General features: G+C 64.7%; 10 protein-coding genes and 1 pseudogene. 9 read left to right on the top strand and 2 right to left on the bottom strand.

The features are described 5' to 3' along the window. Positions 1-174 precede the first annotated feature (174 nt). From WS91_RS28215 to WS91_RS28195, 4 genes and pseudogenes are all read left to right on the top strand, one after another. Positions 175-633: a hypothetical protein gene (locus WS91_RS28215; protein WP_038745739.1), complete on the top strand. Its 459-nt coding sequence runs from the start codon at positions 175-177 to the stop codon at positions 631-633. A 303-nt stretch (positions 634-936) separates the two neighbouring features. Further along, positions 937-2,358, top strand: a pseudogene (gene hemL / locus WS91_RS28205) (glutamate-1-semialdehyde 2,1-aminomutase); the annotation flags it as partial. A gap of 28 nt (positions 2,359-2,386) precedes the next feature. After that, positions 2,387-3,520, top strand: a complete 1,134-nt coding sequence (ribD, locus tag WS91_RS28200; protein WP_038745745.1) for a bifunctional diaminohydroxyphosphoribosylaminopyrimidine deaminase/5-amino-6-(5-phosphoribosylamino)uracil reductase RibD — start codon at positions 2,387-2,389, stop codon at positions 3,518-3,520. Positions 3,521-3,537: 17 nt separating this feature from the next. Next, positions 3,538-4,167 (top strand): riboflavin synthase, encoded by a 630-nt coding sequence (locus tag WS91_RS28195; RefSeq protein WP_059584424.1) that lies wholly within the window; start codon positions 3,538-3,540, stop codon positions 4,165-4,167. A gap of 43 nt (positions 4,168-4,210) precedes the next feature. Here WS91_RS28195 and WS91_RS28190 read toward each other — a convergent pair whose 3' ends face one another. Together WS91_RS28190 and WS91_RS28185 are read right to left on the bottom strand one after the other, a co-directional pair. Then, positions 4,211-4,594 (bottom strand): type II toxin-antitoxin system death-on-curing family toxin, encoded by a 384-nt coding sequence (locus tag WS91_RS28190; protein WP_059584422.1) that lies wholly within the window; start codon positions 4,592-4,594, stop codon positions 4,211-4,213. Continuing rightward, positions 4,591-4,818, bottom strand: coding sequence for a transcriptional regulator (locus WS91_RS28185; RefSeq protein ID WP_059671456.1), 228 nt, complete (start codon positions 4,816-4,818; stop codon positions 4,591-4,593). Before WS91_RS28185 ends, WS91_RS28190 begins: the two co-directional genes overlap by 4 nt. 56 nt (positions 4,819-4,874) lie before the next feature. On the opposite strand from WS91_RS28185, the gene WS91_RS28180 reads away from it, so the two are divergent. From WS91_RS28180 to nusB, 5 genes are all read left to right on the top strand, one after another. Next, on the top strand, positions 4,875-7,310 hold the full coding sequence (locus WS91_RS28180) for a TOTE conflict system archaeo-eukaryotic primase domain-containing protein (RefSeq protein ID WP_331458340.1): 2,436 nt from the start codon (positions 4,875-4,877) through the stop codon (positions 7,308-7,310). A 78-nt stretch (positions 7,311-7,388) separates the two neighbouring features. Next, a complete protein-coding gene (locus WS91_RS34835) occupies positions 7,389-8,588 on the top strand; it encodes a hypothetical protein (protein ID WP_231752108.1) in 1,200 nt (399 codons plus the stop codon). Between the two features lie 540 nt (positions 8,589-9,128). Beyond that, a complete protein-coding gene (gene ribBA, locus WS91_RS28175; protein ID WP_059584417.1) occupies positions 9,129-10,265 on the top strand; it encodes a bifunctional 3,4-dihydroxy-2-butanone-4-phosphate synthase/GTP cyclohydrolase II in 1,137 nt (378 codons plus the stop codon). Positions 10,266-10,345: 80 nt separating this feature from the next. Continuing rightward, positions 10,346-10,870, top strand: a complete 525-nt coding sequence (gene ribH / locus WS91_RS28170) for a 6,7-dimethyl-8-ribityllumazine synthase (protein ID WP_059644987.1) — start codon at positions 10,346-10,348, stop codon at positions 10,868-10,870. Further along, positions 10,867-11,304, top strand: a complete 438-nt coding sequence (nusB, locus tag WS91_RS28165; RefSeq protein ID WP_038745753.1) for a transcription antitermination factor NusB — start codon at positions 10,867-10,869, stop codon at positions 11,302-11,304. The genes ribH and nusB overlap by 4 nt, the downstream gene beginning before the upstream one ends. Positions 11,305-11,340 lie beyond the last annotated feature (36 nt).

Raw genomic sequence — 11,340 nt, 5'->3', positions numbered from 1 at the left:
CGGGTCGGCGGGTCGGCGGGTCGGCAGGTCGGCAGGTCGGTGAGCGGCGGGTCAGCGGGCCCACGCCGCGTTTCATGATCCCGGCCATCGTCTCCGCGCGCCGCCGTCGCGCGGCGTCCGCGCATCGGTTAAGCTCGGCGTTTTCGTTGGACGATTCCGCGCCGAGCTGCCGACATGACCGCCTTCCTGCTGATCTGGAGCCCCAAGAAATGGCCTTGGCCCGAGCTGCCCGAAATGGCCGCGCGCGTGAAGGCGGGCGAAGCGGTCGCCGACGTCTGGGGCTGCGGCTTCTCGCGCAGCATCCTGCCGGGCGACCGCGTGTTCCTGCATCGTGTCGCGAAAGAGCCGAAGGGCGTGTTCGGTTCCGGCTACGTGACGCGCGAGCCGTACGAGGTGCCTGATCCGCAAACGAAGCGCGGCTACCGGCTTTGCATCGACTTCGTCTACGACTGGCTCGTCGACGGCCACAGCGAAGTCGTGATCCCGCGCGACGCGCTGCGCGCGCATCCGTTCTCGGTGCAGACGTGGGATGCGCAGACGTCGGGCACGTCGATCAAGCCGATGGTCGAGGGTGCGCTCGAAAAACGCTGGGCCGAACTCACCGGCAAGCGCAAGCCACCGAAGCGCGCATAGCCGGCGCACCGCCGCTCGTCACGCGCCGCCCGTCGGGCGGCGATTCGTACGGCAATTCGCGCTGCAATTCGTGCTGCAATTCGCGCGGCGACTCGCCCCGCGCCTCATCCCGCCGTTCGCCGCGGCGAACAACGGCAATCGGCACCAAACCACGACCCATTCGTCGATCGACGCGACGAATCCGTCCGGCACCGCAGGAATCGCGCGAATCTCGCCGCGCCCGAGCGTCGATCGCGAACCGTTCCTCGATACGCCGCGCCGCGGCGTCGCCCGGACCCGCGTTGCCCGCGCTCCGCCCACACGCCCCGCCCCGCGCGCCGAACCGCCGCAGCGCCGGGAAAGCCCGCGCCGCGCGTCTCCGGTACAATCGGTCGGATCGATACGCCCGACGCGAGCCGCGGCGCTTCGCCGCTCGCGCGCACTCTCTCGCAGGTCCAATTCATGTCGAACAATCAGACTCTCTTCGAACGCGCTCAGCGAACCATCCCGGGCGGCGTCAATTCGCCGGTGCGGGCGTTCCGCTCGGTCGGCGGCACGCCGCGCTTCGTCGCGCGCGCGCAAGGCGCGTACTTCTGGGATGCGGACGGCAAACGCTACATCGACTACATCGGCTCGTGGGGCCCGATGATCGTCGGCCACGTGCATCCGGACGTGCTCGCCGCCGTGCAGCGCGTGCTCGCCGACGGCTTCTCGTTCGGCGCGCCGACCGAGGCCGAGATCGAGATCGCCGAGGAAATCTGCAAGCTCGTGCCGTCGATCGAACAAGTGCGGATGGTGTCGAGCGGCACCGAAGCGACGATGAGCGCGCTGCGCCTCGCGCGCGGCTTCACCGGCCGCAGCCGGATCGTCAAGTTCGAAGGCTGCTATCACGGCCACGCGGACAGCCTGCTCGTGAAGGCGGGCTCGGGGCTCCTCACGTTCGGCAATCCGACCTCGGCGGGCGTGCCGGCCGACGTCGCGAAGCACACGACCGTCCTCGAATACAACAACATCGCGGCGCTCGACGAAGCGTTCGCCGCGTTCGGCGACGAGATCGCCGCGGTGATCGTCGAACCCGTCGCGGGCAACATGAATCTCGTGCGCGGCACGCCCGAGTTCCTGAACGCGCTGCGCGCGCTCTGCACGAAGCACGGCGCCGTGCTGATCTTCGACGAAGTGATGTGCGGCTTTCGCGTCGCGCTGGGCGGCGCGCAGCAGCACTATGGAATCGCGCCGGACCTCACGTGCCTCGGCAAGGTGATCGGCGGCGGAATGCCGGCCGCCGCGTTCGGCGGCCGCAGCGACATCATGTCGCATCTCGCGCCGCTCGGCGGCGTCTATCAGGCGGGCACGCTGTCGGGCAACCCGATCGCGGTCGCCGCGGGCCTCGCGACGCTCAAGCTGATCCAGGCGCCCGGCTTCTACGACGCGCTCGCTCAAAAGACGCGCCGGCTCGCCGACGGTCTCGCCGCCGAAGCGCGCACGACCGGCGTGCCGTTCTCGGCCGACGCGATCGGCGGGATGTTCGGCCTCTACTTCACCGAGCACGTGCCGGCGAGCTTCGCCGACGTGACGAAGAGCGACACCGAGCGCTTCAACCGCTTCTTCCATCTGATGCTCGACGAAGGCGTGTATTTCGCGCCTTCCGCGTACGAAGCGGGCTTCGTGTCGAGCGCGCACGACGACGACACGCTCGACGCGACGCTCGCCGCCGCACGCCGCGCGTTCGCGGCGCTGCGCCCCTGATCTGCCGCACGACTGACAGGACGAATCGATGTTCTCGGAAAGCGACTTCACCCACATGCAGCGCGCGCTCGCGCTCGCCGCGCGCGGGATGTACACGACGACGCCGAATCCGCGCGTCGGCTGCGTGATCGTCAAGGACGACGTCGTGATCGGCGAGGGCTTCACGCAGCCGGCGGGCCAGGATCACGCGGAAGTGCAGGCGCTGAAGGACGCGCGCGCGCGCGTCCACGACCTGCGCGACGCGACCGTCTACGTGACGCTCGAGCCGTGCAGCCACTTCGGCCGCACGCCGCCGTGCGCGCACGCGCTGATCGACGCGCGCGTCGGCAAGGTCGTCGCGGCGATGGAGGACCCGAACCCGCAGGTGTCCGGGCGCGGCCTCGCGATGCTGCGCGACGCGGGCATCGACGTGCGCTGCGGCCTGCTCGCGCACGAGGCGCACGAAATGAACATCGGCTTCGTGTCGCGAATGACGCGCGGCCGGCCGTGGGTGCGGATGAAAACGGCCGCGTCGCTCGACGGCCGCACGGCGCTCGCCTCCGGCGAAAGCAAATGGATCACGGGTGACGCCGCGCGCGACGACGGCCACAAGTGGCGCGCGCGCGCGTGCGCGATCCTGACGGGCATCGGCACCGTGCGCGAAGACGATCCGCAGTTGAACGTGCGCGGCGTCGACACGCCGCGCCAGCCGCGCCGCGTGCTGATCGACAGCCGCCTCGACATTCCGCTCACCGCGCGCCTGCTCGAAGGCGGCTCGCTCCTCATCTTCTGCGGCGCGCTCGATTCGCAAAGCGAAGCGCGCGCGCTGGCGCTGCGCGAGCGCGGCGCGGAGATCGTGCCGCTCGCGAACGCGCGCGGCAAGGTCGACCTGCCCGCGATGCTCGCCGTGCTCGGCGAACGCGGGATCAACGAACTGCACGTCGAGGCGGGCCACAAGCTGAACGGCTCGCTGCTGCGCGAGCGCTGCGTCGACGAGCTGCTCGTCTATCTCGCGCCGAGCCTGCTCGGTGCCGACGCGGCCGCGATGTTCGATCTCGCCGCGCCGGCGTCGCTCGCCGATCGCACGCGCCTCGCGTTCCACAGCGTCGAGCGCGTCGGCGACGACCTGCGCATCCTCGCGCGCTTCGCGCCCGCACACGCGAGCGCGCCCCCCACTCACTGATAACGGAACCCGACACGATGTTTACCGGAATCGTCGCGGCAGTCGGCCGCATCGAAACGATCGAGCCGATCGCCTCCTCGCCCGACGCGGGCGTGCGCCTCACGCTGCGCGCGGGCGGGCTCGACCTCGCCGACGTCGCGCTCGGCGACAGCATCGCGATCCAGGGCGCGTGCATGACGGTCGTCGCGAAGACGGCCGACACGTTCGATGTCGAGGTGTCGCGCGAAAGCCTGAACAAGACGGTCGGCCTCGCCGAACCCGGCGACGTGAATCTCGAAAAGGCGCTGCGCGCGCACGATCGCCTGGGCGGCCACATCGTGTCCGGGCACGTCGACGGGCTCGGCGCCGTCACGCGCTTTGCGCCCGTCGGCGAATCGCACGAACTGCGGGTGATCGCGCCGCGCGAGCTCGGCCGCTACCTGGCCTACAAGGGCTCGATCACCGTCAACGGCGTGAGCCTCACCGTCAACGCCGTCGAGGACCGCGACGACGGCTGCGAATTCTCGATCAACCTGATTCCTCATACGGTCGAGGTGACGACGCTGCGGCATCTGAAGCCGGGAGCGAAGGTCAATCTGGAAATCGACATGATCGCGCGGTATGTCGAAAGGATGCTGTCGTCGGCGTCACTCATGAGACGCCCGTAACTGGTTAAACCAGCGCGAGTTTCGAGTTTAATCGTCCGCCGACTTACTTGGCGATCCGCTGCCGGAACCATTCCGCCAGCGCAGCTTCATCGAGCGCGCCAGCAGCAACCATTTCCATCGTCCTTACGGCGTCGGCCGGATCAAACTTCAGCCGATAGCCGTTGTCTGCCAGGAAAAGGCGCGCGACCACCCACGCAGTTCTCTTGTTGCCGTCCGCAAAGCCATGATTCCGAGCTAGTCCATACGCATAGGCGGCAGCGAGCGCCGCCGCGTCCGCATTTGCGTATAGGTCCAGGTTCTGCGGCCGAGCCAGTGCTGACTCCACTGCGCCTTTGTCGCGCACGCCATCGAGCCCTCCATGCTCGGCAAGCTGGCGATCATGCACCGCATAAGTCAGATCTGCGCGTACCCAGCGCCACGCTGTCATTGAGCCAGCGCCCGCAGAATCTCGCGGTCATCGTGCATGATCTCTTCCGCCAACTTCATCTGGCGTTCAAAATCCGGGTTGTACGGCGTAATCCGGTAGCCGCCTTCGGGCGCCTCAGTCAGATACACGGTATCGCCCTTCTGCACCTTGAGCCGTGCCATCGCCTCCTTGGTAAGAATGAAGCCAGCCGAAGCTCCGACCGTTGTGACCTTGAATGTAAGCATGACGCCCTCCTTGCTATATAATTTTCATTATATAGCAATCGCTCGAAGGACATGGATTGAACCGCTCCACGACAGTTGGTGTTCAGGGACAGAAAGGTGTCCATCCCGTTCACGACGCCGACACAACACTAGAGATCAGCGAACTGGAGCGGTTGCGCGCCGAAAATGCGAGGCTCCGTGCCGTGCTCGATGCGCACGGCATCGACTTCCAACGGTCGTTGGCCGAACCAGTGGCCCCGCAGCAGTCCGAGGCGTCCCGGCTTAGTACGGACGAGAAAGTCGCTTTGTTTCGCCGGCTGTTTCAGGGTCGTACCGACGTTTATCCGGTCAGATGGCAAAGCAAGGCTGGCAAATCAGGCTACTCACCCGCTTGTGCCAACGAGTGGAGACCCGGTATTTGTGAGAAACCCCGAATCAAATGCTCCGACTGCGGCCACCGCCTCCTGATACCGTTGTCGGACCAGATTGTCTATGACCACCTTGCCGGTAGGCACACGATTGGCGTCTACCCCTTGCTGGCTGACGATACCTGTCATTTTCTTGCCGTCGATTTCGATGACGCCGACTGGCAGGAGGATGCTCAGGCTTTCAGGTCGTCATGCACCGAATTAGGCGTACCGGTTGCGCTGGAAATCTCGCGATCTGGCAATGGCGCGCACATCTGGATTTTCTTCCGGTCGGCCGTACCTGCTCGGGATGCGCGACGCCTGGGCACCGCGATCATCAGCCACACATGCGCGCGAACCCGGCAACTGAAGCTGGCATTCTACGACCGCCTTTTCCCTAATCAAGACACGATGCCGAAGGGTGGCTTCGGCAATCTGATTGCACTTCCTCTGCAAAAGACGCCGCGCGAGCAGGATTGCAGTGTATTCGTCGACGAGAACTTCCAACCCTACACGGACCAGTGGGCCTACCTGGCGTCGATTCAGTCGATGGCGACTGACTCCGTCGAGCAGACCACCATGGATGCTACGGGCGGTACGCACCCTCTCGATGTAACCTTCATTACCGAGGAGGATCAGGCAGAACCGTGGAAAGTGCGCAAAAACCGGCAAGACACACTGCCGGGTCCGATGCCAGCTTCGCTCTCTGTCACAGCAGCAAATCTCGTCTATTTCGAGAAAGCATGCGTCCCCCAACCTTTGCTAAACCGGCTGATCCGCCTCGCCGCCTTTCCAAATCCCGAATTTTTTAAGGCCCAGGCTATGCGTTTCCCTGTCTGGGACAAACCACGAATTATTGGTTGCGCAGAAAACCACCCGAAGCACATCGCGTTACCGCGCGGATGTCTTGACGCCGCCCGCAAGTTGCTTCGTGACAACAGAATTCGGTGCGAACTTCACGACGAGCGGTTTTCAGGCAAACCCCTCGATGTCGCCTTTTCAGGCACGTTGCGAGCCGATCAGGAAGAGGCTGTCACGGCGATGCTTCGACACGATACCGGGGTGCTATGTGCTCCAACCGCATTCGGCAAAACAGTAACTGCGGCAGCCCTGATCGCGCGACGTGGGGTCAACACGCTAGTCCTTGTACACCGAACCGAACTGCTCCGGCAATGGCAGGAGCGGCTACAAGCGTTTCTCGGTGTCAGCAAGGGTGTTGTCGGCACAATTGGCGGCGGAAAAGTGAAGCCCAGCGGGCGAATCGATATTGCCGTCATGCAGTCGCTCTCACGCCAGGGCGACACGAGCGAGTTGATCGAGCAGTACGGGCATGTGATCGTGGACGAATGCCACCATCTCTCTGCGGTCTCATTCGAAGGATTGCTGAAGCGCGCCAGAGCGAAATATGTGCTCGGGCTGACTGCGACGCCGATCCGCAGAGACGGCCAGCATCCCATTATATTCATGCAGTGCGGACCAATCCGCCATACTGCCTCGCGACCGGACACGGCGCCACACGACCTTGAGGTCATTCCCCGAATCCAATCTTCGACGATTGACCTACCTGCCGAAGCAGGTATTCAGGATGTCTTCCGGCATGTCGCTACCGACCCGCACCGTACGGCGGCCATCGGGGACGAGGTGGTCGCTGCACTTTCCAGCGGGCGCAAGGTTCTCGTTCTGACCGAGCGCACCGAACACGTCGCGGCCATCGAAGAAGTTCTGACCAGAAGCGTGGAGAAGATTTTCACACTGCATGGGCGCATGTCGAAGAAACAACGAAGTCTCGTAATCGCCGAACTCGAAGCGTTGCCGGCAGATGCTCCACGAGTGATTCTGGCAACCGGCAAGCTCGTGGGCGAAGGTTTCGACCATCCTCCGCTTGACACGCTCGTCCTCGCAATGCCCATCTCATGGAAAGGTACGCTTCAGCAATACGCCGGAAGACTACACCGCGAGCACGCAACGAAAGCCGATGTTCGCATCCTCGATTTCGTCGACACTGGGCATCCGGGCTTGCTTCGGATGTGGGACAAGCGCCAGGCAGGTTATCGAGCAATCGGATATAGGGTAGAACATCCTAACCCGACTCATCGGCTTCTATAGCAGCCGATCAACGGCAGGAAAGTTCAGCGAGCCACAACCTGGCGCGACAACCGATTGCCCCGAAATGAATATTGAAACGTGAGCGAATACCAATACTACGAATTTGCCGCAGTCGACCGACCGCTTACTGGGCAACAGCAGGCTGAGTTGCGAACCCGCTCAACGCGTGCAACGATCACAGCCTCGAGCTTCGTCAATGAATATCACTGGGGCAACCTCAAAGGCGATCCGCTCGACTGGGTAGAGCGCTACTTCGACGCCCATGTCTATTCAGCCAACTGGGGGAGCTGCCGCCTTCTGTTGCGACTGCCACGGGCAATATTCAATGCTCGGTCGCTGCTCGATTACACCGGTCGCAAGGGGCGCGCGGCACCGTCGCAATTTGCGAAGACGTTCAACGCAATCGACACTGGCGAACATTGCCTCCTCGACTGGTGGTTCAACGACGACTCTGGAGAACACCTTCGCTTCTCGGAAGAAGCAGACGGCGCAGGGTGGATGGCCCGGCTGCTACCCATCCGCGATGAACTGCTCAGAGGCGATACACGCCCGCTTTATCTCGGCTGGCTAGCGCGGATAGGTAATGGCGAGTTGCGCGACGATGACAGTGAACCGCCATTGCCGGACGGACTCAAGACACTGACACCTGCACAGAACGCCCTCGCTGAATTCCTGATGCTCGATCCGGACTGGCTCGCCGCCGCAGCAGAAACGAGCCCTCCACAGGCTGCTGGATCCGGGGATGATGACCGGTTCGATCCTTGGCTGCTCGAGTTGACGGAAGATGAAATGCGGGCAGCACTACGCATGCTGCTCGAAGGACGAAGCCAGGAAGCCGAGCGAACCCTTCGGCGCAGGTTCCTCACGTGGGAGCAGACAAGGCTTCCCAATCGCGTCACGAGCCCTGAACTACGACGTGTAGGCGAAATTGAGGCGCGGGTCTGTTTTCATCGTGAAGTCCGCGAGCAAAGGGAACGTGAAGCGCGCGAAGCTGCTGAAGCACGGCGCAAGACGGAGCGCGCAGGCTACCTGACATCGCTTCTCGAAGACGAGGACAGTGCGTGGTCCGCCATCGATTCGAAGCTCCTGCGTGGATCAGGGTCGTCCTACGACCAGGCTTTCCGCGCGCTACAGGATCTTGCCGAGGCGTACGCAGGCGCCAAACGCGACACGACATTTCGACGCCGCCTTGTTCGACTGATGGCACAGCACGGAAAACGCGGCGCCTGGGTGACCCGGTTGACCAAGGCGGGATATGTGTGGGAGCCAAAGCGGTGAGCAACGGAAGTACTAATTGCCCTCGGCGCCGACGGAGTGAGGCAAGGCATGTGTTGCGTCTCGTGCTATCCATTGCAGTCTCGCTTCAGCCACCGCTACTTGACGGTATACGCGTGCACTTTCGACCCCCGCGCCATGCCGAGTAAGCCTTTCCGGCCAGACTCAACATAATCGCGCGGTATGTCGAGCGGATGACGACCGCGCCGAAATAAGCGCCCGCCCCGCCACGTCCGGCGCCGCGCGCCGCCGGACGCGCCCGGGGTGCGACGCATGCGCGCGCGACCGGGCATCGGAACGATCGGCTCTTCGGCGCGCGCATGGCGCCCTTTACGCCTGCTCGCCGTGCGCGACGCATCGCGCGCCGATCTTTACCGACGCTCGCAAACACCCGCCGGACGGCCGCCGCCGGGCTATCCGGCCGCATCGTCGCACGCGCCGCCGTCGGCCATTCGGCCAACGCGCCGGCCGCCCTCGCCGCATCCGTCTAAAACCCGGCCGGCGTGGCGTAAAATACGCGCTTTCCCTTGCCCTGATCCTTTTATGACGCTCGCCTCCACGCCCGACATCATTGCCGAGCTCAAAGCCGGCCGGATGGTGATCCTCGTCGACGAAGAAGACCGCGAAAACGAGGGCGACCTCGTGCTCGCCGCCGAGTTCGTCACGCCGGAAGCGATCAACTTCATGGCCCGCTACGGCCGCGGCCTGATCTGCCTCACGCTCACGCAGGAGCGCTGCAAGCAGCTCAACCTGCCGCTCATGACGTATCGCAACGGCACCCAGTACGGCACCGCGTTCACGGTCAGCATCGAGGCGGCCGAAGGCGTGACGACGGGCATCTCGGCCGCGGACCGCGCGCGCACGATCGCAACGGCGGTCGCGCACGACACGCGCGCCGAGCACATCGTGCAGCCGGGCCACGTGTTCCCGATCATGGCGCAGCCGGGCGGCGTGCTCGTGCGCGCGGGCCACACCGAGGCGGGCTGCGACCTGACCGCGCTCGCGGGCTTGACGCCCGCCGCGGTGATCTGCGAGATCATCAAGGACGACGGCACGATGGCGCGCCTGCCGGACCTGATCGAATTCGGCAAGGAGCACGGCCTGAAGATCGGCACGATCGCCGATCTGATCCACTATCGCAGCCGCACCGAATCGATCGTCGAGCGCGTCGCCGAGCGCACGATGCAGACCGCGCACGGCCCGTTCAAGGCGGTGCTGTACCGCGATCACCCGACGGGCTCGCCGCACATCGCGCTCGTGCGCGGCAAGCCCGCGCCGCACGACGAAACGCCCGTGCGCGTGCACGAGCCGCTGTCGGTGCTCGACCTGCTCGAGACCGGCGTGTCGACCCACTCGTGGACGCTCGACGCCGCGATGAAGGAAATCGCCTCGCGCGAGCTCGGCGTGATCGTGCTCCTGAACTGCGGCGACACGAGCGAGCATCTCGTCGACGTGTTCCGCGCGTTCGACGAGAAGGAAAAGGCGGCCGTGCTCAAGCGCCGGCCGGTCGATTTCAAGACGTTCGGCATCGGCGCGCAGATTTTGCGCGACGTCGGCGTCGGCAAGATGCAGGTGCTGTCGAATCCGCGCAAGCTCGGCAGCATGTCCGGCTACGGTCTCGAAGTCACCGGCTTCGCGCCGATGCCGGGCGGCGCGGCATCCGCCTGCGACGCCGCGTGACGGTTTCGTGTCGTAGTGTCGTACCGTTGTCAGCCTGTGCTGCAGCCCCTATCACCGCTCATCCACTCCACGGAAAGAATATGGAAATCGGACAATATCAACCGAACCTCGAAGGCGATGGCCTGCGTATCGGCATCGTTCAATCGCGCTTCAACGAACCCGTTTGCAACGGCCTCGCGGACGCGTGCGTCGAAGAGCTGGAGCGCCTCGGCGTCTCCGGCGAAGACGTGCTGCTCGTGACGGTTCCGGGCGCGCTCGAAATCCCGCTCGCGCTGCAAAAGCTCGCGGAAAGCAACCAGTTCGACGCGCTGATCGCGCTCGGCGCGGTGATCCGCGGCGAGACGTATCACTTCGAGCTCGTGTCGAACGAGAGCGGCGCAGGCATCACGCGCATCGCGCTCGACTTCAACACGCCGATCGCGAACGCCGTCCTCACGACCGAAACCGACGAGCAGGCGATCGCCCGGATGACCGAAAAGGGCCGCGACGCCGCGCGCGTCGCCATCGAGATGGCGAACCTCACGATGACGCTCGATCAACTGAGCGACGATGAAGACGAAGAGGACGAAGACGAGGGCGACGAAGACGAAGAGGAGCGCGCATGAAGAAGAGCGCCCGCCGACAATCGCGCGAGCTGGCGACGCAGGGCCTGTATCAGTGGCTGCTGTCGAACGCGGCGCCGGGCGAGATCGACGCGCAATTGCGCGGCGCGCTGGGTTACGACAAGGCTGACAAGACGCTGCTCGACACGATCCTGCATGGCGTGATCCGCGAGCATGCGACGCTTGCCGAGGCGATCTCGCCGAATCTCGACCGTCCGATCGATCAGTTGTCGCCCGTCGAGCGCGCGGTGCTGCTGATCGCGACGTACGAGCTCACGCATCAGATCGAAACGCCGTACCGCGTGATCATCAACGAAGCCGTCGAGCTCGCGAAGACGTTCGGCGGCTCGGACGGCTACAAGTACGTGAACGGCGTGCTCGACAAGCTGGCCGTCAAGCTGCGCCCGGCCGAAACGCACGCGCGACGCGACGCGTAACCCCCTTCGCGGGCGCGCGGCGCGCGCCCGCTTTTC

The organism is Burkholderia sp. MSMB1498 (assembly GCF_001526245.1).
Classification (GTDB): Bacteria; Pseudomonadota; Gammaproteobacteria; order Burkholderiales; family Burkholderiaceae; genus Burkholderia; species Burkholderia savannae.
The sequence above is the reverse complement of the archived record's forward strand: the minus strand, read 5'-3'. Positions and strand labels throughout refer to the sequence as shown.

What these genes read in the sequence shown, in the direction of transcription:
- WS91_RS28190 (WP_059584422.1), bottom strand. Translation starts at nt 4,594, where the DNA reads ATGACAGCGTGGCGCTGGGTACGCGCAGATCTGACTTATGCGGTGCAT.
- nusB (WP_038745753.1), top strand. Translation starts at nt 10,867, where the DNA reads ATGAAGAAGAGCGCCCGCCGACAATCGCGCGAGCTGGCGACGCAGGGC.
- ribBA (WP_059584417.1), top strand. Translation starts at nt 9,129, where the DNA reads ATGACGCTCGCCTCCACGCCCGACATCATTGCCGAGCTCAAAGCCGGC.
- ribD (WP_038745745.1), top strand. Translation starts at nt 2,387, where the DNA reads ATGTTCTCGGAAAGCGACTTCACCCACATGCAGCGCGCGCTCGCGCTC.
- WS91_RS28185 (WP_059671456.1), bottom strand. Translation starts at nt 4,818, where the DNA reads ATGCTTACATTCAAGGTCACAACGGTCGGAGCTTCGGCTGGCTTCATT.
- ribH (WP_059644987.1), top strand. Translation starts at nt 10,346, where the DNA reads ATGGAAATCGGACAATATCAACCGAACCTCGAAGGCGATGGCCTGCGT.
- WS91_RS28195 (WP_059584424.1), top strand. Translation starts at nt 3,538, where the DNA reads ATGTTTACCGGAATCGTCGCGGCAGTCGGCCGCATCGAAACGATCGAG.
- WS91_RS28215 (WP_038745739.1), top strand. Translation starts at nt 175, where the DNA reads ATGACCGCCTTCCTGCTGATCTGGAGCCCCAAGAAATGGCCTTGGCCC.